20 protein-coding genes are annotated in these 21,529 nt (G+C 38.6%); 10 read left to right on the forward strand and 10 right to left on the reverse strand.

Annotated features, from left to right (window positions below; translation table 11 throughout):
- Positions 1–168: 168 nt before the first annotated feature.
- Positions 169–669: a hypothetical protein gene (locus HWV03_RS11165; RefSeq protein ID WP_211679873.1), complete on the forward strand. Its 501-nt coding sequence runs from the start codon at positions 169–171 to the stop codon at positions 667–669.
- A 155-nt stretch (positions 670–824) separates the two neighbouring features.
- Here the strand turns inward: HWV03_RS11165 and HWV03_RS11170 are convergent, their stop codons facing one another.
- The gene (locus HWV03_RS11170; RefSeq protein WP_211675560.1) at positions 825–2,021 is read right to left on the reverse strand and encodes a hypothetical protein; all 1,197 of its coding nucleotides are present in this window, start codon (positions 2,019–2,021) and stop codon (positions 825–827) included.
- Between the two features lie 402 nt (positions 2,022–2,423).
- Between HWV03_RS11170 and HWV03_RS11175 the strand changes: the two genes are divergently transcribed.
- From HWV03_RS11175 to HWV03_RS11190, 4 genes are all read left to right on the forward strand, one after another.
- The gene (locus HWV03_RS11175; RefSeq protein WP_249185529.1) at positions 2,424–2,768 is read left to right on the forward strand and encodes a helix-turn-helix transcriptional regulator; all 345 of its coding nucleotides are present in this window, start codon (positions 2,424–2,426) and stop codon (positions 2,766–2,768) included.
- The gene (locus tag HWV03_RS11180) at positions 2,762–4,087 is read left to right on the forward strand and encodes a type II toxin-antitoxin system HipA family toxin (protein WP_211679876.1); all 1,326 of its coding nucleotides are present in this window, start codon (positions 2,762–2,764) and stop codon (positions 4,085–4,087) included. Before HWV03_RS11175 ends, HWV03_RS11180 begins: the two co-directional genes overlap by 7 nt.
- A gap of 544 nt (positions 4,088–4,631) precedes the next feature.
- A complete protein-coding gene (locus HWV03_RS11185) occupies positions 4,632–5,255 on the forward strand; it encodes a class I SAM-dependent methyltransferase (protein ID WP_211675569.1) in 624 nt (207 codons plus the stop codon).
- Between the two features lie 252 nt (positions 5,256–5,507).
- Positions 5,508–7,247: a bifunctional metallophosphatase/5'-nucleotidase gene (locus HWV03_RS11190; RefSeq protein ID WP_211679878.1), complete on the forward strand. Its 1,740-nt coding sequence runs from the start codon at positions 5,508–5,510 to the stop codon at positions 7,245–7,247.
- 132 nt (positions 7,248–7,379) lie between these two features.
- Here HWV03_RS11190 and HWV03_RS11195 read toward each other — a convergent pair whose 3' ends face one another.
- Together HWV03_RS11195 and HWV03_RS11200 are read right to left on the reverse strand one after the other, a co-directional pair.
- Positions 7,380–9,110, reverse strand: a complete 1,731-nt coding sequence (locus HWV03_RS11195) for a hypothetical protein (RefSeq protein ID WP_211679880.1) — start codon at positions 9,108–9,110, stop codon at positions 7,380–7,382.
- A 561-nt stretch (positions 9,111–9,671) separates the two neighbouring features.
- Entirely contained in the window at positions 9,672–10,874 is a 1,203-nt protein-coding gene (locus HWV03_RS11200) for a M4 family metallopeptidase (protein ID WP_211679882.1), read from the reverse strand.
- Positions 10,875–11,215: 341 nt separating this feature from the next.
- Between HWV03_RS11200 and HWV03_RS11205 the strand changes: the two genes are divergently transcribed.
- On the forward strand, positions 11,216–11,956 hold the full coding sequence (locus HWV03_RS11205) for a DUF1566 domain-containing protein (RefSeq protein WP_211679886.1): 741 nt from the start codon (positions 11,216–11,218) through the stop codon (positions 11,954–11,956).
- Positions 11,957–12,067: 111 nt separating this feature from the next.
- On the opposite strand, the gene HWV03_RS11210 is transcribed toward HWV03_RS11205, so the two are convergent.
- The 5 genes from HWV03_RS11210 to HWV03_RS11230 are packed head-to-tail and all read right to left on the reverse strand — an operon-like array spanning position 12,068 to position 15,048.
- Positions 12,068–12,532: a DoxX family protein gene (locus tag HWV03_RS11210; protein ID WP_211679888.1), complete on the reverse strand. Its 465-nt coding sequence runs from the start codon at positions 12,530–12,532 to the stop codon at positions 12,068–12,070.
- Positions 12,533–12,534: 2 nt separating this feature from the next.
- The gene (locus HWV03_RS11215; protein WP_211679889.1) at positions 12,535–13,317 is read right to left on the reverse strand and encodes an HvfC/BufC N-terminal domain-containing protein; all 783 of its coding nucleotides are present in this window, start codon (positions 13,315–13,317) and stop codon (positions 12,535–12,537) included.
- On the reverse strand, positions 13,310–14,215 hold the full coding sequence (locus HWV03_RS11220) for a DUF692 domain-containing protein (protein ID WP_255547166.1): 906 nt from the start codon (positions 14,213–14,215) through the stop codon (positions 13,310–13,312). Before HWV03_RS11220 ends, HWV03_RS11215 begins: the two co-directional genes overlap by 8 nt.
- Before the next feature lie 17 nt (positions 14,216–14,232).
- Positions 14,233–14,511 (reverse strand): BufA1 family periplasmic bufferin-type metallophore, encoded by a 279-nt coding sequence (locus HWV03_RS11225; protein WP_211679891.1) that lies wholly within the window; start codon positions 14,509–14,511, stop codon positions 14,233–14,235.
- Between the two features lie 51 nt (positions 14,512–14,562).
- Positions 14,563–15,048: a YHS domain-containing (seleno)protein gene (locus tag HWV03_RS11230; RefSeq protein WP_211679893.1), complete on the reverse strand. Its 486-nt coding sequence runs from the start codon at positions 15,046–15,048 to the stop codon at positions 14,563–14,565.
- A gap of 167 nt (positions 15,049–15,215) precedes the next feature.
- On the opposite strand from HWV03_RS11230, the gene HWV03_RS11235 reads away from it, so the two are divergent.
- Complete coding sequence (locus tag HWV03_RS11235; protein WP_211679895.1) at positions 15,216–16,028, forward strand: AraC family transcriptional regulator; 813 nt, start codon at positions 15,216–15,218, stop codon at positions 16,026–16,028.
- Positions 16,029–16,096: 68 nt separating this feature from the next.
- Here the strand turns inward: HWV03_RS11235 and HWV03_RS11240 are convergent, their stop codons facing one another.
- Positions 16,097–17,152 carry an alkene reductase gene (locus tag HWV03_RS11240; RefSeq protein ID WP_211679897.1) on the reverse strand — a complete coding sequence of 352 codons (1,056 nt, stop codon included), beginning with the start codon at positions 17,150–17,152 and terminating at the stop codon, positions 16,097–16,099.
- 159 nt (positions 17,153–17,311) lie between these two features.
- On the opposite strand from HWV03_RS11240, the gene HWV03_RS11245 reads away from it, so the two are divergent.
- Entirely contained in the window at positions 17,312–17,893 is a 582-nt protein-coding gene (locus HWV03_RS11245; protein ID WP_211679899.1) for a TetR/AcrR family transcriptional regulator, read from the forward strand.
- Positions 17,894–17,932: 39 nt separating this feature from the next.
- Here HWV03_RS11245 and HWV03_RS11250 read toward each other — a convergent pair whose 3' ends face one another.
- Entirely contained in the window at positions 17,933–19,120 is a 1,188-nt protein-coding gene (locus HWV03_RS11250; protein WP_211679901.1) for a hypothetical protein, read from the reverse strand.
- Positions 19,121–19,718: 598 nt separating this feature from the next.
- On the opposite strand from HWV03_RS11250, the gene HWV03_RS11255 reads away from it, so the two are divergent.
- Both HWV03_RS11255 and prfH read left to right on the forward strand, forming a co-directional pair.
- Positions 19,719–20,885, forward strand: coding sequence for an RNA ligase RtcB family protein (locus HWV03_RS11255; RefSeq protein WP_211679904.1), 1,167 nt, complete (start codon positions 19,719–19,721; stop codon positions 20,883–20,885).
- Complete coding sequence (gene prfH, locus HWV03_RS11260) at positions 20,882–21,505, forward strand: peptide chain release factor H (protein WP_211679907.1); 624 nt, start codon at positions 20,882–20,884, stop codon at positions 21,503–21,505. Before HWV03_RS11255 ends, prfH begins: the two co-directional genes overlap by 4 nt.
- Positions 21,506–21,529: the final 24 nt, after the last annotated feature.

Raw genomic sequence — 21,529 nt, forward strand, 5'->3', positions numbered from 1 at the left:
CACTGTGTTTATATACAGTTAAATATCTCCCCCTGTAAAATCCTGACTTTTAACTGTAGTTTAGAAACGTTTGTTACAAGACCCCTATCCTTTTTTACTGCTAGCAAGATGTTTCAGGCTGGCTATAATGTAATATTAAATTATGACAGTGTATTGGAGTTAATATTAATGGACGTTCAAGAATTCATATCTAATGTAGGTGGACAAACCGCCATTATTATAAGCTTGCTAGCTGCGCTCTGGGCTATATGCTCAAATATAATAACCAATAAAAGAATAAAGACTCACAAAAGTAAGTTAGAAGAGTTAACTCGTATTAAAAAAGACAGTGATTACCGAAAACTGGAACTATATAAAACAGTCTTAAAACCATTAACAGACCTAACGGCCAAAATTCCTGAAGAAGGAAAATTAAGTCTTGATGATATAAGCCAATTTGATAAAGAAAGACTAGAGGTCTCTGCACACTTAGCTTTATTTGCTTCAAGTGATGTATTTGATAAGTTCACCGAATTAGTCGATTACATCCATAACTCGCAAGTACAATTTAGTACTATCGATGAATTCGAATTTGAAGTGTTCCGCGCCAAAATGCTTAAATTACTCAGTGAAATGAGACGTGACATAGGCTTTCACAATGATGAAATTACTTACAAAGGCTATAGATAGATTAAAGTTAAAAGACTAATGGGTAGTCTCAATATGAAACTTGCCCTATTTGTTCAAAGCTAGCTCCTTACGATTGTACTTTCTTGCTTGAAAGATCTAATCGTAGAGCTAGCTTTGAGTTTAAATTATCTTTTCTTATTCCGAACTTAGGTTATTTAGTAATCTCGATTGTTCAACTCGATAAGCTCTAGAATTAACTGCCGTTTACGACCAACGAAATCCATACCTACAGCACCTGCAATATGTTGACTCACCTTCTCTCCGTGAAGGGCACTCGCTATCGGATTGCTTTCTTTTTCCTCCATAAAATACCACGAATCAACCGCATCAGTTAGTTTTTGTACAACGCCTAAGTTTATATCTTTAACAACCTCACGCTGCTCTATATTAGAGACACTTTCATAACAGCCCAACCAGCGATTTTCACGCTTCACTCTTACCGCAACTTGTGCCGCTAGGCATAGTTTGCTCGGAATCGAGCCGAGAAAAAAGTTAGCAACGCCAAGCGCAGTATAGCCGCCTGTAGGGGTACAAGGTATATTGAAAGACATGACTTTAAGTCTTTCTTCATCTAGCGTATAAGCCTCATCTACTAAGTCTTCAAGGTACTTTCTGTGCCCTTTCATAAAGTGCTTATTTGAAAATCCGCCAGCCTTGTGCTTGGAGTAGTCTCCAAACATTTCAGAGGCATCTTTAAATGTCTCTTTTTGCTTCGATTTAATCTTGTGAAATAAACACAATACTTTACCTTGGCGAATACAATCACCGACGCCAACCTTCCAATATTCAGAAGTTGGCATGATACTTTTAGAGAACATTGTCACTATCTTTTTAACGATAGAATAGGCTTTGCCCTTATAATCAAATTTAATGACGATTGGCTCTTTGTTCTGTACTGCTAATATTAAAAGATTAGTAATATCAGACTCTATATCGCCTCCCAGTAAGTTGATAGGACCATGAACACCAATGAGCTTACCGCCTTTAACCCCGACACGGATATCAAAGTATCTAATTCCTGCATTAAATTGAGAGGTAAGATTCAACTCCTGAGTAACCGTCCCTCCTCTCGCGAGCCTCCTGATGACCCCACCCGTAAACCTATAGGTCAAGGCATCGTGTGACCCTGGTAACGTGTAAGTAGCCAAAGGCCTTTCAGCTAGCACACCACCTCTATCTGATAGACACTTTATCCAGTTATCTAATTTAGATACATTAACACCTTCAGTTCGATTTAGACCCCTTGGACCACGAAAGCCGGTATTCATGTTGGTGACCATCTGAATCTGGTTTAGATTATCCCCATAAGTTAATTGAGCATTGTCTAAATTGCTAAGGTTTTGATTGTTCATCGAAGTTCTCTTATTTTTCCATATTCAATAGAATTATATTTACATCTTTTATAACCATAAAGTGTAGGTTAATACTCTGCGTATCCTTGATTATTAACACATTACACACTTAAATATGGCACATCAACACAATGAATGTAAGATACGTAAGAGATGTAAGGGGGTGTAAAATAGCAGAATAAACGACAGGGTTAGGCCATTGTGAATAATGTATAAAATTATATTGACACCATCGTTCACCATTTAAAATAATGGTTCATATATGGAACATTACTGGTGCTTCAAGCCGTTAACGGATGATTTATGGAACATTAAGTTAAATCATATTAATGTTCCATTTAGAGAGCATTAATGTGATTTTTAACCTATAATGTACGTATAACAGAACATTAAAGGGTTGATATGAATTATTCAAACATGACAGCACCTGCAATCACCACTGTGATTGGTGAAAGGCTAAAAACCTACCGCCTTAACGCGAACAAGACCCAAGCATCAATCGCTAAAGACGTAGGATTAACCCGTAAAAAGATAGCCAATGCTGAGAATGGGCAATGCTCACTCGAAACCATGATTATTATTATGCAAGCGCTAGACGTTATAGACCAAATCGATATTTTTCTTCCGGCAACTCAGATATCACCGGTTCAGCTTGCCCAGCTACATGGGAATGAACGAAAAAGAGCATCTAGCCCAAGAGAACAACAAAAACAAGAACCTGAAAACGAGGATAACCTAGGATGGTAAAAGAAGTTATTGAGGTCAGTTACAACGACCTTGCTGTCGGCGCTGCCAGCTACGACCCAGTGACAAAGCAAAGCGCGTTTGAGTACGATCCTAGCTTCATTTCTAGTGGGATTGAACTATCTCCCCTAATGATGCCACTCTCTAAGAAAATTTATTCATTCCCATCAATCGATCATGCTACTTTTAAAGGTCTTTCGGGGCTTTTGGCTGACTCTTTACCAGATGATTTCGGTAATACAGTCCTCAATGCTTGGGTAGCTCGAAACGGACGATTACCCAGTGAAATAACCCCGCTTGAACGTTTAAAGTATACGGGAGCGAGAGGAATGGGTGCATTGTCTTATTCTCCGCCAAAGAAATACGGTAACTCTTTCAATAAGTCGCAAGAGATAGAGATCAAGTCTCTGGTTTCTGTCGCTCAAAACATTCTCTCTGAGAGACAAGACTTTGGCGTTGAACTTGATCATGCTGGCCGTGAAAACAAAGACGCCATGTTAGAACTTATGTCTGTCGGAATGAGCGCAGGTGGTGCCAGACCTAAAGCAGTTTTGGCATTTAACGAGAGTTTTAGCGAAGTTAGATCCGGCCAAGTTGAAGTCCCTGACGGATTTACCCATTACTTAATGAAATTTGATGGTGTCAGTGAGCATAACAAGAACAAAGAGACATTTGGTGACCCACTAGGTTACGGCGCGATGGAATATACGTATTATCTCATGGCAAATAAGCTTTGCGGTATTGATATGATGCCAACTCAACTATTGAACGAAGGTGATCGTCGCCACTTTATCACTCAACGTTTCGATAGAATCGGAAACAAGCGCGTACACGTGCAGACCCTGAATGCAATGGCACATGTTAGCTACAAGCAAGCGGGCTCATACTCGTATGAGGAATTGTTTGGAGTCGTCCGTCAACTAAGACTGAAAGCGCCAGAGGCTATGCAGCTATTAAGACGCTTAATCTTTAATATCGTATCGCGTAACCATGACGACCACTCAAAGAACTTTGGATTTATGATGAGCGATGCCGGTACCTGGTCTCTTTCTCCGGCTTACGACATTGCATACTCATACAAGCCAGATAGCGACTGGGTCAGTTGTCATTGGATGACTCTCAACGGTAAGCGTGATAATTTTGAGCGTAGTGATTTCTATAGCCTGAGTACACTAAGTCCCCTATTTACTAAAAAACTCATAGACGAAACCATCGACGAGATCACACAGCATGTATCTACGTGGCGTACACTCGCTACCGAACAAGCTGTCCCGCTATCGTTAATAGATGAAGTCGAGTCAAACCTAAGGCTTAATATTTAGGAATTAATCACAAAGGTGCGACCAGAATATTTGGTTGCACCTATTCTTATATGCTATAAGGCATGTTCCATCTCACTTAACCAAGACGGTATATTTTTGTTATACCAATCAATACATTTACTCGATTCCGGGTGACGCCTTTCCATCAACAAATTAACAACTTCAATAACAATCCACGCGCCCCCCCCCCCCAATTACCACTGTTCGTATCGCATAAATATAATGTTCTGATTCGAATAATATGGCGCTTTTCTTTTGCATGTAATGGAATAGGTTCTCGCAGCTTTTAGGGAGGTTTAAAGCAAGCAGAGCAAAATCACTTTGATTTATATCCCATTTAATTACATATCTTTAATTTATTTATAACGTTTCACAATTTACAAGGTATTCACTAAGGGGTACCCTGTGAGGGTGTAAAATATCTTTCAAAGGATATTGCACTGGATAATAGTTATTGAGGAGGTTGCCATCTTGCTAAGGTGGAACCAAGGTTTGAATCGAGACGTCTTACTATACAAACGTTAGCACAAAATATGAGAGCAATATGAATAATTCTTTACGGGAAACATATAATAGTTTTGCAGATACTTATGACGTAAATAGAGGGGCTTTTGATATATCTGACATCCTCAACTCGTTTTATTCTAATTTAGCGTCTAAGAGTGGAAAATTACTTGATCTTGGTTGTGGTGCTGGAGAGCCTGTTGCCAGCTATTTTATAGATAATGACTGGCAAGTTACAGGTGTCGATTTTTCTGAACGTATGCTCGAGTTAGCTTCAAAGTATGCGCCTAAAATGAAGGCTGTTAGAAGTGATATCAGTGATGTAAAATTTAAGTCAAATGAGTTTGATGCAGTAACAGCAACGTATAGCCTTTTTCACATTCCATCTGAACTTCATGTCGATCTTTTTTCCGAAATATTTAAGTGGTTAAAACCCAAAGGAAAACTTCTATTTACTTATGCAACGAAGGAAGCTACTGGGGTTGAAGAGTTTAGCGGTTATATCAAATTCATGGATACTGAGTTTTATTACAGCCACAAGAAACCCGCTGAGTTATTTTGTGATTTACAACGTATCGGATTTACAATTGAGGCTCAGGAATATCATACAATCTGCAATGAAACACTCTTGTGGATTACGGCGCAAAAACCTGATAATAAGTAAAACAGCGAGTCCTTTAGGCTGGATAAGAAAGGACTACGTGATTATCTTTCATAACCATGGCTTAATCGAATACTATCAGTGTCGTGGTTCATTGAGGTAGACCTCCTCGTTGGAGGCTTTTAGATCTAGCACTAAAATCGTCAAGTTTAGTATATTATTTAGTGAAACATGCAACACTTAGTGGCATGCTATCGTTATTGAGTAATCTCATTCTCTTCTGACACTAATTAGGTGGCAAGGTCTAGTTAAATAATGATAAAGAATAATAAGCCAGTTAGAATAACTCTCGCACATATAAATGACACGCACTCCTACTTCGAACCTCAGTCACTGCAGTTACAGCTTAACGTTGAGGGAAAAAGTATATCGCCTTATGTTAGTAATGGCGGGTTTTCCCGTATAGCGACCAGAGCGAAACAACTTAAAGCGACAGCCCTGCAAAATAATCGAGATTTTATATTTGTTCATGCTGGAGATTGCTTCCAGGGGACGCTCTATTTTTCGCTGTTTAAAGGTAAGGCCAACTCAGATATGCTCAATGCACTGGGCATTGACGTGATGACAATTGGCAATCATGAGCTAGATATGGGTAATGAACCTGTGGCTGCATTTTTAGATCGTATTCAGTTTCCACTGTTAGCTGGTAACTGGGACCTTTCTAACGAAATACAAACTAAATCTCATTATTTAAACGGTCGTTCAAACTTGTTCTCTTATCAACCTGATGAGAAAACTGCACGCTGGATGACTCGTGTTGTAGATGGCGAGTCCATTGCAATATTCGGGGTATCATTGGATAAGATGGCCGATATAGCGAATGTAGATCCGGACACGCCATTTATTAATGCCTTTGAAACAGCCACAAATACTGTTCGAGCTATCCGAAAGTCAGGTATCAATAAGATAATATTAGTGAGTCATCTAGGTTTTGATGGTGATTGTGAATTAGCGAAAGAAGTGGATGGTATCAGCTTGATTGTTGGCGGTCATAGCCACACGCTTCTCGGCGATTTCAGTGACTTAGGTCTGAAAAAAGAATCTGAATACGGGCATCAGGTTAATGGTACTTATATTGTTCAAGCGGGACTTCATTCACAGGCACTTGGTCACTGTGAGATTGATTTCGCAGCCGATGGTTCGGTTAACACTTTCAAGGGCAAAAATGAGCTGCTTATTGGTCGCCGACTTTGTCTTGATGCAAGCTTGTTAACAGCCAATGATGACGAAATCCATGCAAAGGCGAGCCTCTACCTTACTCAACACGAAAACGTAGTTGTATGTAAAAAAGATGCGACACTACAAAGCTTGCTACAAGATAAATATATCCCTAGAGTACGTAAGCTACAAAATACCGTGATTGCTAAATTAGCAGAGAATATGCGACATGTCCGCATTCCTGATCAGAAGGGTGGCAGTGTTATTGCCCCGCTAGTAGCCGAATCTTTTGCTCATATGATGAATAAGAATGGTCATCGCGTCGACTTTGCAATTCATAATGCTGGAGGTGTGAGAACGTCTTTACACCAGGGTAATATTTCAATTGGTGATATTGCAGGTAAGCTACTTCCCTTTGTCGTTCCCATTGGTGTTTATCGTATCAAAGGCAAATATATCGCACAGGCACTAGAGGGTGCAATCAACAACGCCACCAATAATGGGGTTCTAGGCTCTGGCTCGGGAAGCTACCCTTATACCTATAACCTGAATTTTAGCTATTACGGCGAACGCCCCCTTGGTGAGCGAATTGCTAAACTTACTATTTATACGGAAGAAGATGGTTGGAACGATATCGATCATGAAATGATTTATTATGGAACCTCTTCCGCTTATACAATGAAAGGTAAAGAAGGTTATGAAGCACTAACCATGATGGAAGGTGATGGGATTGTTACCCAATATTCGATGGCAGATTGCTTCATTGATTTTATCCAAACAAACTATAAATCTACTTCACGTGAGCAGTTGTGGCATGGAGCCAATGTGAGTATATAATTGATGACTCTACCTCCTAGCCATACTTGATAACCATAACCAACTGTATGCGCAACGCTGAGGGAGCAGTTAAAACCTGTAAACAAATGCAGGCTTTAACTGCGTAACATCGTTATTAAAATACGCAATCGGTCAATTATTATTAACACAAACCAGCGATTTATCAGTGCCTAGTTTATCATTTATAGAATGCTGACTCGCTAACATTACATCGTCATTAAACTCTAATTTCCATATTGTATTATTCGATGGTTCATCTCTCGATAAAAATACGCGTTCCTGTAATAGATTCAATTTATCATTCTCTTTTAAATAGCTCCAAAGACGTTGATATTCATCTTTCGTTGCAAGTAACCCATCCATATTTGTACAAAGATTTCGGATCTGCCTACCATCATAATCTTTATTAAGTAACTCTTTATCATCGAGAATACCATAGTCATTGCCTTCGATATTATAGGTAACAACTGGCACTAGCTCACTCGGAGAGAGTTTAATGGTCGATAAATATTTTGTGTCGGTATTATGGGTACGAATATATGTCGTTGCGGTGGGTAATGTATCAAAATGCAACACTAAGGTATTATCAACAGGCTTGTTTTTACTATCGAGTTTATAAGCAATACTACCGCTATTAAGTGATAATCCCAGCATCGTAAGTGAAACCTGTTCATATTCCTTTTCATCAGGTAAATAATAAAATGCCAATGTCATTTCATTTTTTGCGTTAAGCTCCGTTGTCACAAATACAGACGGTACGTTTACTTCACCGATCGTTGTTCTGTCTATTACTGAAAAATTTTCAGTAATAAAGACTTGGCTATACGGAACACCTAACCCATAAGTCATTGCTGAATCATGGGAAAAACCAAATGCATGATTTGTTTCATGAAAGAACGTATTATAGGTTCTTTGATGATAGGGTCTATAACTCCCAGAACCTTTTGTAATATAACCTTCGTAAACTGCCGCTTTACCTGAGGTGTTCGCTGCTTTTTTATTATTAGTCCAAGGTCTATCACCACCCCCCCTGCCAGCTGAAAAATAATTGCCCGCCAATACCCGTATGTTAAACGTATGACCCTCAGCGCCTAATGAAAGCATATTACGTGATGCATATGACAAGGGTTGAGTACCATACTTTTTACACTCCTTAAAAAACGGGCAATATGTATTAATTATTCTTGTTATAAATGGGGGAAATGCAACGGTATTCAATGCATTGTGCAACATCACTATATGTGTATTATATATTGTTTTTTGTTTTGGATTAGGTGGCAGATAACAATATCTTGGCACCCTATCACAAGACTTATCCTTGGGTGGAAAGATGACTTGAGGCAAAAATAGCTTCATCTGGTCATTATGACTAATATTGCTGAGTGCTAACCCTGGTAGTTCAAATACAACCGAGCTAAAGGGTTTAACAACGGTATCAAATCTTAATAACGCAACGTTATCATTCGTTATACCATCATTGTAATTCACCGTGATCTGACTCACTTTCTGTGGTGTTGCATTCTTAAAGACATATTCATCGTCAGCGATAGAAAATGTCATATTATCAAGTCTGTACTCTTTAACTTGATCTGGGTCCTCCACTGATTCACTCTGAACAACAGCGGATAATAATGTTAATCCCTTAGGTTTCACCGAAAAAATCGCAGATACTTCTTTTTTATCGCTGAAATTAAAGTGATGAGTTGTGCTTGTGACTATATCGACAGCAGGCGGTATATGACTAGTTGCAATAGTCGGTATATAACTAGCTGCAACAGCGACAGTTGAAAATAAAATAGTGAAAGCTAAAACTGTAAAGCCTTTATTAAATGCAGATATTAGTAGCGTAAATATAGTGCGCACCGGATCCTCCAAGCATTATATGTTGTGACAAAGTAACTGATGTTGATAGTTGCTGATGTTAATGAGATGTTATTTAATTTGAATCCTATCTCACTTTTTGAATATTTTTTTAGATCTCGATCACAAATAATTCAACATTAAAACCAAAGTGTTACATTATCGTTTCTTTTTTTAACCTGCTAGGTTGCTTTGGGGGCGGATGTAGGAACGGATTTCATTGGTTTAATATGTTGATATCAAACCAATATTGGTGGATTGAACTGAGTTGAATGATCGGTATGTTTAAGTCTAATTAGTCTCAGTTCGGTTTAAGTCATTAATCCATTATTTTCATAATTGATAATGTTAAGCGATGGTTTTCTGGTCTTAGCGGCTTTGTTGCAACAAGGATAGAGGGCGAATCGATATCTGGATATAGGATGATGTCTTCACATGTTGGCAAGAGATGTGCGTAGCCATTGATAGAAAAAACCTTGTTAGGTTACTGACTCTAACAAGGTTTATGGGTATTATAAAAAGCATTGATTGATTGAGATTAACACCTCATTAATCTACATGTCGCTACAACGGCAAGTCAGAATAAAATCCGGTTTGTGTGAAAACTTCTTTTATTTTTGAAATTTTCTCTTTAGAGTAACGCTGATGGGATGCTGAGGATATCAATCCGTCTACGAGGTCTTTACTGCTTGAAGAGGCATTTAATTCCCAAGCATTTTTTTCAGCATCTATATAAATTTTAATTAACTCATCAAGAGTAAAGACGCCATAATTATCATCTTTAAGAAGAAGATAGAAGGAATAGTTTAAAGTATCTCCAATAATATGTACTTCTAGCTCATCCAGACTGTTTTTACCTTGATCAGAGATTGCATCAATGACATTTTTATATTGCGGGTTTTTAAAATCTCTAACATTTTTAGAACAATCAGACTCAGATATATTACATTTCATATGATCAGCGCCATGAATAAGATCTGTATTACCCGTTGTTTTAAACTGGTAGTATTCAGCTATTATATCTGAGAAATGTTCCGACCAACCACCTAAACTATCCCTCAAATCATTTATTTTTTCGAATGAATGCCCCTTTTTACCTGTGTAAGCATGGGTCAATTCATGAACTAAGATATCACTTGTGGCAAATGAATAAGTATATTCAATTCCACTACCATCGCGATGTATACCATCGGAAATTAAGATATTATTTTTAAACTGATCAGGTGCAAATTCATGATCGGGGCGAACATACTGAGCATTAGCGCCAAACTGATAGTGCGAGATGATTGTGATTTTTTCTGACATAGGAAGCTCGCCTGATAATTCTTCATAAAAAGGCACTGCATTATTTAAAACAAACCAAGCATCATTAATCGGCGAGAAGCTGCCATTTCTTTGGTCTTGCTCATGTTGAAGAATTTCATTCTTTGTAGGGCAAGGAAAAGTTAAAGTTTCGCGTGGATAATAATTACTCCAAAAACCTCCGTCAATAGGTGCGTGAGTAGACGCACTTTCCCACCCATTTCTTAATTCAAAGTTTTCATTGCTCATTTTACAGTTATCGCGAGTATGATCTTTGGTTACTATTAATGGCTTATCGGCAAGTTCATCAAGACCATAAGTATAAATTCCCGTAGCCCCATTTCCTCCATGGCCAGATACCTCAATAATAGACTCAGGGCTATTATTACCAGTTGAAGGGGAAGAATCAAAGCATCCAGAAAGTAAAAGCGGAAGACTCAAATAAAAATAAGTAGACAGAGACATATTTAAAACCTTATATAAAATAATAATGGTTCGTTTAGTTATCTAAGATAGCTTTATCTATCGTTGAATTTTGACTAAACGTGGCGTTTTTACAAACGAGATACTACCCCATTAGGGCTGCCATTATAAATTAACAATAAATTAACATTGGCGCAACATCTAGTTCTTAAGCTCCCCCTACGAAACTCCTGTTGTCAGAAAATTTAACACATCTTAGTTAGGCCATTATTTATTAAATATGAAAGGTTTTAATAAACATACACATAAATAAGTTGGATTAATTAATGCATCTATGAAAGTACCAGTTAAAAAATGGCAACTTTATATTAAGGAGAACGATAGTGACAAAACCAATAACCTTAAGGGAAACAACAGTGATGAAACTATTTTATAAATCTATAAATATTCATGCTTTAATCTTTATGTGTCTGATTTTTTTTACCAACATGTCTCACGCATTATTAATTGATAGAGGAAATGGCTTAATATATGACGATGTTCAAGACATTACTTGGTTACAAGATGCTAACTATTCACAAACTAGTGGTTATGATGCTGATGGTCTGATGACATGGGCAGAGGCAAATACATGGGCAACAGGCTTAGTATTTCAAGGGGTAAATGACTGGCGTCTATTTACCCGTGATTTATTTGATCCTAATTGTGATTATACCGACCCCGGCACAGGCTATACTTCAGGTGATGGCTGTACGGGAAGTGAACTAGGTTATTTGTATTACAATTATTTTGGTTTGGATGCTGAAGACGGCTTAGACCCTTCGGCAACAGATGCGGCAGGCGTCGCCAACATGAATATGTTTATCAACATGCAAAACTATAATTATTGGGATGGTACTTTACCAAAAGCAAGCTTAACGGAATATTGGGATTTTAGTTTGCGATGGGGTGATATTGTTAGTGATTATGAATGGAATGACAATTATGCTTGGGCAGTTACTGATGGGGATGTTGGTTTAACAGTATCAGCGCCAGCAACAGGTCTGTTACTTATATCGAGCTTATTACTCATTTTATGGTACAAAAAAAATAAACGCTTATTGGTCAGTAAAATGAAATTCTGATCTCATGCCTACGACTTGCTAAGGCTATACAGCCTCAACAAGTCGTTTTATAACCCATAGACGGTGCCATAATGCATAAGTTCTGATTACTTTCAGAGTACTTACCGCTGATTACGTTAAATCTACCTTACGTTTAACCACATAATCGAAAGTAAAACGACCTCCGCTGAAGATAACAACTTGCAGCAATAGAGTCCCCCATAATATATGCTGAGCGTAAGCTGCAGCGGCAATATCTTCTAAGCTAATAACGGCCACAATATTGACGAAAAATAACCCTAATGCAGAGAAGCGACTTGCTAATCCAGCCATCAATAACAAGGGTAAAATAATCTCAGCAGCAGTCCCTAAATAAGCAGCCAGTTCATAAGGTAATAATGGTACGTGATATTCCTCTTCAAACAGAAATAACGTACTGTCCCAGCTATTTAGCTTTGTCAGTCCAGATGAAAAAAAAGCCCAACCGACATAAAAACGTGCGGCCAATAATGCAACAGGTTCTAACATACTTACTTTTTCTGTAATACGTCGATAAATTTGATTGGCTGATAACAGCAATGAGTTTGAAGTGTTCATGGTTAACTCTCTTTAAAATAATGAATTAGGTTATGTTCGATGGCGCTAATCAACCAGGTTTGAAATGAAAATCGACTATCATGCCTTACAGTATCAAGCGACTGAGCGAGCGAATTTCCCGACATTAAAGATAAAGTGAAGCGCCCTTCACTCTCTGTTAACTTGGTTACTTGGGGTTGAAATTCAGGTCGGTAAACCATGACAGTATGCTCCACCAGCACTGACGATAAGGCCTGCTTAGCACGATTAAACGCAATGTCGCGTTGCGCTTGCTCATCATGGTTATGTGCGTCAAAAATGTCAGCTACTGGATAGCTTGTGCTTAGCAATTTCACATTGTTGTTAAATGTAATAAAGACATGTTCGGGTTCGCAATTAACCAGTAATTGTAATGACGCTTGATCTAACGTTTGATCCAGACCATGTAACGTACAATGAACATGCCAATCCAAAGCCGTGCAACTAGCAAGATACGGATAATCCACACCAATTTCAGTTGTTGCGATAAAGTCAGAAAAGTCATGCCCCCATTGCCCCCAATCACCTTGAAGTGGTGGCGATGATTTTAGAAACTTATGGACCAGGAAGGTACTAATATCACCATCAAGTAATTCAAAGACTGTAGGAAAAGTTATTCTTAATGCGCGTTCAGCATTGGCCAACAAATTACGACGATAAATACTGATACCTTGAGCACTAAACCCATACAGATCTGTGCCTGACTCTCCATCACTCCAAATAGCATTTAATAGACGCTGCTGTTCATTGATATAAACATCATTCATCGCGAGCCCCCAATACGGTATTAGCTATAGCACGTGCTTTTTGTGCTTCAGAAATTAACACTGACCACTCTGGTAAATCTGAATCCCATTCAACCAGTGTTGGCACAGCACCAAAGCGTGCTAATGCTTGACGATACCCTTGCCAAACTTCATCAGAAACAGGCCGCGCATGATCATCAATAACCATTTGACCATCAGGAACCGCACTACAACCCGCGAGATGTATTTGCGCGACACTATTCACTGGCAAAATATTTATATAATCATTGACCGATTCCTGAATATTTCCACCTTCAAAATTCAAGCTGTTCACCGCAATATTATTAATATCGAGCAGTATTTTAGCGCCAGTCTGCTTACACAGTTGCGTTAGAAATTCGGCTTCAGAAAGATAACTTTCATCAAATTTCACATAAGCTGACACATTTTCAATAATTAGCTCACGTCCTAGGTACGATTGCACTTTATCTATTTGTTCGCACATTCGATTTAAATTATGACGCGTATGCGCTATCGGTAATAAGTCACCGCTGTGTATCACTTGCCCATGCATTTGATTTTGTAATAGTCCCCACGTAAAACAAGCATGTTCAGACATTAGAAATGGATCGATGGTTTGCGTTAATTGCTTTAAACGCGTTAAATAACTCGTAGGTATATCCTGTAACGATCCAAGACCCATAGACGTTGAATGCAAACTAACAGGATAGGCCTCTCTTACTTGATTAAGGACAGATAAAGCAGCGCCACCTTGTCCAAAGAAGTTCTCTGAATGCACTTCGACAAAGTCAACTTGCTTAGCCGAAGTTAATATGTCGGTAAAATGTGGGTGCCTTAATCCAACGCCCACTAATATATCCTTGTTGTTTGCCAACATCTCTTTACTATTTACCGACATACACATTCTCCTCAATCTTATTTAGATGCTAAATATAACTGCTTGGCTTCCTTCTTAGTCAATCCCCCTAATTCTGAGCAGGTACCTTTTGTGACTAATTTCCACTCACCTTTGTCATTACTCAGGCTTGATTGCCCTGCACATGAATGTGTACCGGCTAAGTTCGCGCAATCGTTTTGACCCGCTTTCGCAACGCCGTAACATTTTTCTTTTTTACTTGCTGCTTCTGCAGAGGCTATAACACCTGTAGACATCACAGCAGCTAATGCAGCACTTGCTATTAATTTATTATTCATAATGGTTCCTATATCGTTAAAGCGTCATTAGTGCGTTCCAAGGATTTAATATTAGTCGTACACTTTTTCGATTTGATCTTCAGTTAATCCTTTAATATCAATCCAGTTAACTTGCGCTGTTTCGATATAACCAGGAATATCAGTGTTCCATTTTGTCTGAACAGCCTTGTTGTAATTCAGGTACAATTTATCGCCACGAATATGCCAAGCAGTTGGATCGGTATCTAATTTTTTATTCAATGCCACACCCATCGCGCAAAAACCACCATATTGTGGTGCATATTTACTTGGATCTGCTTTGAATAAATCGCGGTTACTGGCAGATGAAAACTGATAAATGGCGCCATTGTAAGCGGCCGTGAAATTGTTCGACCCTTTAGTTGGCGTACCTTTTGTAAAGTAAGAAACAGTATCGTAACCACTGATTGCGATATCATTACTGTTCGCATTTACTTCAATGTTTGCAGCAAAAGTTAAGCTGCTAGCGACAAGTGCTGTCGTCATGAATGTTGATTTTACAAATGTTGAAAACTTCATAGTATTCTCCGTATTTTATGAAAATTTTTATGTTAACCAGCTAACCAGTTACGCAATCGAAGGTTGTTTTCCTTGGTTGTAAATATAGTGCTTTCAATCATTCAAAAGGGATGAGATAGTCCTAACATTAAACCCAATCGTCCAAAAAAGTCCTATATGAGGTAATAATGGATCCGTTATCAGTCATTCTTCAACGATTCTCAATGAATACCGAAGTGTTTTTTACCGGTCATCTTTGTGGTATTTCTAATTTCAATCGAGAACCAAACAAAGGTCATTTACATCTATTGCAAAGTGGTGAGATCACAATAATTGATGAGCAAGGAACCTCATATTTAATCAATGAGCCCACAGTGATGTATTTCCCCACACAACATGCGCACCGTGTGATTTCTAGTGAAGAAAATCCGCCTAAATTAGTCTGTGCGAGCATCGTTTATAATGAAAATACAGCGAATCCTATCGCAAATGCCCTGCCAAGATTACTGTGCTTCAAACTCAGTGAAAACGAAGCGCTGATGAAAACCGCGCAATGGTTATTTGAAGAGGCATTTAACGAAGATAGCGGACGACTACCAATGATTAACTCGTTGACGGATATCTTTATTATTTACGTGCTACGCCATGTTATTGATAACAACATAATGCAGTATGGTCTGCTCGCAGGATTAGCACATCCGCAAATATCTAAAGTGTTATTGGCTATACACGAGTCACCTGAACGACAATGGGGATTAGAAGAGATGGCTGAACTAGCGCTTATGTCTCGATCAAAGTTTGCCGACATATTTAAGCGTACGGTAGGTCAAAGCCCTGGCGACTATATAATTGATTGGCGTATTATTGTCGCTAAGAGTCTGCTACTTCAAAACAAGCCTGTGGCCGTTGTAGCTAATGCGGTGGGCTATGAAAATGGCTCAGCGCTAGCGCGTGTATTTAGAAAAAAACTCGGTATTTCACCTAAACAATGGTTCAAGTAAACGCTTTAATACAAAAGGGCTAGCACAATGCTAACCCTCTTATTATTTATTGCTATCGACAATCAGTCTTATACTAGACTCGTCAGCATCTCAGTTGAATATTCAACTAACTCCTTACCATCTCGAACACGCTCGACATAATCAGGGTTGGCAATAAATGGTCGACCTATCGCCAGCAGATCAAATTTATCATCCGCAATCGCTTTGCTACCAGCTTCAGCGGTAAAGCTACCCACTCCCACTAATGTCTTGTTATAAATGCTGCGAACGTAACTTGATGCTCGACCACCTAAATAGTCAAATTCCATCGAATCATCTAAAATACCAATATGTAAGAAGGCTAAATCACGTTTCTCAAGTTCAGGGACTAGATAATCGAACACAGTACGGTCACGGCTGTCACCAGTCATATTGAAGTATGCACCCGGCGATACACGCAGTGCCGTTCTCTCATTACCAATACGAGCAATGATTGCATCAACAACCTCAAGTGCGAAACGGGACATGTTTTCAGGTGTCTGACCATATTCATCACTGCGGCGGTTACTGTCGTGATGTAAGAACTGATCAATTAAATAACCGTTTGCTCCGTGTATTTCAACACCATCAAAACCTGCGTCTATAGCATTAGCCGCAGCTTGAGAATAGTCACTCACAAGCTGAGCAATCTCTTCTATCGATACAGCTTTTGGTATTTGATAAATCAGCTCGCGCATTCTTGGTACAGTACCATCAACACCTACTTCAGAAGGCGCTATTACATCCCGGTTCCCCGTAATTGCTTGGTAAAAATGTGGGTGTGCTACACGACCGGTGTGCCAAAGTTGCGCAAATATTTTCCCACCATTTTGATGTACAGCATCAGTTACCATTCTCCATCCATCAATTTGAGCTGGCGTGAATAAACCAGGAGTATTTGGATAACCTTGACCGTCAGGACGTATAATCACGGCTTCAGAAATAATTAAACCAGCTCCGCCGCGACGACCATAGTAGTCAGCCATATCTTGAGTCGGAACTAACTCATCATCAGCCATACAACGAGTCAGAGGAGCCATAATAATACGATTTTTTAAAGATAGAGTCTCATTAAGCACATAAGTTTGAAATAAATTGTCAGTCATAGCGATGCCCGTTTCTTGAATGTACGTTCAAGATATTCTTTTTTGAATGAACATTCAAGATCTATTTTTGAATAAAAATTCAAAATTGATTATAATAGACTTCATTAGATAATTTGACTCAGCGATAAAAAGAGTCTCAAGAAGAGTTACCGACTAGCCATGCGTATTGCAGAATTTGATAGAGAGAAAGTACTGAGATCTGCCATGACCTCCTTTATGGATAAAGGTTACGGTAAAACGAGTATGCAAGATTTAAAAAAGGCCACTGGTTTACACCCTGGTTCTATCTATTGTGCGTTTGAAAATAAGCGAGGCTTACTCTTAGCCGCATTAGAGCAATACCATCAGGATAGAAATGCAGAGTTCACCGGGATTTTTTCCGGTCAAAGCCCGGTGCTTGCTGAGCTCAAATGTTACCTGGATCATATCGTTTTAGAGTGTCAGAGCTGTGATGCATCACGAGCTTGTTTACTGACTAAGGCATTAAATGAAGTCGCAGAACAAGATGAAGAAGTGCATGGCATTATCACGCGTCATCTCGCTAACTGGCAACAAGCTATTACCTTAGTATTGCAAAAGGCTATTGATAAAAATGAAATTGTCAGCGACCGCAACGCTGATGAACGCGCTCACTATCTGATGATGGGTATATATGGATTAAGAACATTCGCACACACACACCCTGAAGGTAATACCATAAAGCAGTTAGCTGAACAGCTTTTTCAGGATGTGTGTCGCTAAATATTATAGTATTCAGCCTTATGACAGCGCTTATACGTTCTACGGAACCGCAGCCATACAAGCAAAAGCATACTTACTGTTCATATCTGCAGGCATGTGTTTATTCGAATCAATAACAAACTTACCATTAGGCTCTTTTGTTACATACGTTTGCAACGCAAGATAAATCGGCCATTGGTGCCTGCCTGACGGAATAACCCCGTCACTAAGATTAATGGATGAACTAATCAGCCCTGGGGCACCGTAGGCTCGTAAACAAAAGTTATTGGCTTGTATCGGTGTCATTTTAACCCCCTTTACCGTATTGAATCCTTCACGCATGATACTTGGCTCGGCTGAAAGGAATTCGGGATTTTTATCTAAATTCAATTCTTGAAATTCGGCCCATGTATATGGACGTCGAATACGATATTTTTGTCCTGCGACCGTCACATTGACTTCACGTTTGTAGTTCATTGCGACTCGGCTAGTATCATTAAAGTCAAATACCATTCCGCCATTTAGATTGCTGCTCGCTTTCATTTCTCGACAAATATCATCATCATTTTGAATGTTATGATCGAGTGACACACAAAGCGAAATTGGATATAGGTTACTAAAGCTAGGATCTGCAGTATCGATAGTTAATGGTTTTACTTTATTATGTATAAGATCTAATGCAATTGCGGCCGTCAACATGTTGGACGCTGACTTCCAATATGAAAGTTTAAAATTAGGATAGCCTACTAAATAAGGGGTTATCACCCCGCCTTCTTTAAATTCACCGAACCCTTCAAACCATGCAATATCTTCAGTAACACATTGTATATCGCCTTGTTCTTTTGCATTCAATGCTGTAACACAGAATCGAATTTGATTACCTTTACCCTCATCGCTCATTTGTAGAGTGTAACTTTGCTCTCGGCTAACAACAGTATCAAGGTTATTTTTAATCACGCTCCATTCAAATAGACTACTAGTTTGAGGGTCGTTGTTTAAATCAAAGTATTTATACTGTCCATATAGAGTATGCCCACCAAAACGCGCCCCATGTATTTCAATGTCCATTGCGAGTGGCTTTGAATCTTTCACAGCCCTGACAGTTTCTTCTGGAGTACAAGCTGCGTCATTAGGAATTGATACTTCATGTTTTGATGATTTTTTTGTTGGAGTTATAGCATCGTCTCCACTACCGGCATAAGCCATAAGTGATGCGCTACAAACAGCAACGAATATCTTTTTCAACATGATTAACTCTTTTTATTTTTCAATTGAATCACCGAGGTCATAATCATCATCTAGGTGTATTCGGTAGGATAAAAACATTACAAAAATAGATGATGCCCATATACTTCGATGCACGCTTACTATTAACAGCATGCATTCTAATTATTTTACAATTAAAGCGCAATAAAGATTTTGTAAGTGTTTGTTACATATATTTAATTGAAACCTTCCTACGTGAATTTTGCTGACTAGGATACTGATTGCTCATTCAGATTCTACGTAGCACTACGTAAAAATCATCTTTATAAAAAAATATGCACTAACTCTTTTATTATTACTAACTAATTGAAAATAATAGTATTGCATTATTATAGTAAACCGATTATCATCTCCGCGTTAAAATCTATTTATTTAAATTCCCCACTCAACTGTAAAGGAGAAATATTATGACAATTACATCGACATCCTTTGCAGGTCTTATCCGATAGCGGGTTTATTTAGCTATTTCTTATTACATTAAGAAAGTCTAATACCTAATATCTGTTTTTCAGTTCACACCAAAAACACCAGACCTGCCAATTCGTTTTACGTTTAAATCCTATTTAAAGGAATTGGTATTATGGGCAAATCCGTCCAAAAAATTACTGACAATATTAGCCTTATTGCATCCAAAAATACTTGGATTGAAGGCCTTGCGATCGAACAGCTTGTTAAAACATCAACTTTATCAGGCATGCTTCAAGCTGCAGGTATGCCTGATTTACACCCAGGTAGAGGTTACCCAATTGGTGCAGCCTTTTACACTCAAAACAAAATTTATCCAGCATTAGTAGGTAATGATATAGGCTGTGGCATGTCACTTTGGCAAACGTCAGCAAAAGTATCAAAAATAAACTTACCCAAACTATCAAAGCGGTTTGCCAACATTGAATTGCCACTAGACGAAAGTTGGTCTTCCACGATTGAAGCCAGGAAAAATGACAAATCAATTAAGACATCAAACTTTGACTATGCCCTTGGAACCATTGGAGGAGGTAATCATTTTGCTGAATTTCAGGCTATTGAAGACATTTATGATCAACAAATATTCGATACTCTGGGATTAGACAAGCGGCACTTACAGCTACTTGTTCATTCAGGTTCTAGGGGGGTTGGTCAATCTATATTAGTTGAACATATAACACAGTGTAATCACGATGGTCTTGTAACACACGGTCCTGATTTCGAGCATTATTTATCACAGCACAATGAAGCTGTACGCTGGGCAGAACTTAATCGAGAGCTCATTGCACAACGCTTCTTAACAGCAATTAAATCTCAAGGTCATTGTATCCTTGATATAAACCATAATTTGGTGTCACCCAAAAATATCAACGGGAAATCTGGCTGGTTACATCGTAAAGGTGCCACCCCGAGCGATCAAGGCTGCGTGGTAATACCAGGTTCCCGGGGCGACTACACTTACCTTGTAAAGCCACTTTTATCAAATATTGATATATCAAACTTAAGCTTGTTTTCATTAGCACATGGTGCAGGAAGAAAATGGAAGCGTGGTGAATGCCAAGGACGTTTAAGCCATAAATACAAGCGTAATGATATGATTAGAACAGCACTAGGCAGTCATGTTATTTGTGGCAATAAAACATTACTTTATGATGAAGCACCACAGGCCTATAAGGATTGTGCCAGTGTTGTCGGAGATATGGTCGATGCTGGATTAGTTAAGATAATTGCAAAACTACGCCCAGTACTCACTTTCAAAACAAATGGAGATTGTTCATCATGATATTATTGCAATTATCAGCAGGCCAAGGGCCACTGGAATGTAGTAAAGCCGTTGGTTTGGCTTTTCGTTCGATTGAAAAGCAATGTGATATTGATAAACTTAAATTTGATGTTATTGATATCACTAAAACCTCAAAATCAGGCTGCTATAAATCAGTATTAATCCAACTTGGCGATAATCAGAGTCAAGCCCAAGCAAAAGCAATTGCAATATCTTGGCAAGGTGTAATGCAATGGGTTTGTCAAAGTCCTTATCGCCCCAAGCACAAACGTAAAAATTGGTTCTTTAGTGGTAAAATGTTCGAAGTAAATGAAATACAATTAGATCAAACAATTAAGTTTCAATCTTGTAGAGCATCAGGTGCTGGAGGACAGCATGTTAATTGTACAGATTCCGCAATTAGAGCAACTCATATCGCTACCGGCTTATCAGTCCGTATAGAGAGCGAACGCAGTCAGCATGCAAATAAGCGTTTGGCCAAAGCATTACTATTTCAAAAAATTGAATCTAAAAAATTAGATGATATGACAAAACAAGAAAAGCAGCGTTGGCAACAGCACTGGGATCTCGAACGTGGTAATCCAGTTAACACGTTTAATGGTCCTAAGTTCATGTTATAAATTAATTTTTTAAAGATGGTAACG

It is taken from the genome of Moritella sp. 36, assembly GCF_018219415.1.
GTDB lineage: Bacteria > Pseudomonadota > Gammaproteobacteria > Enterobacterales > Moritellaceae > Moritella.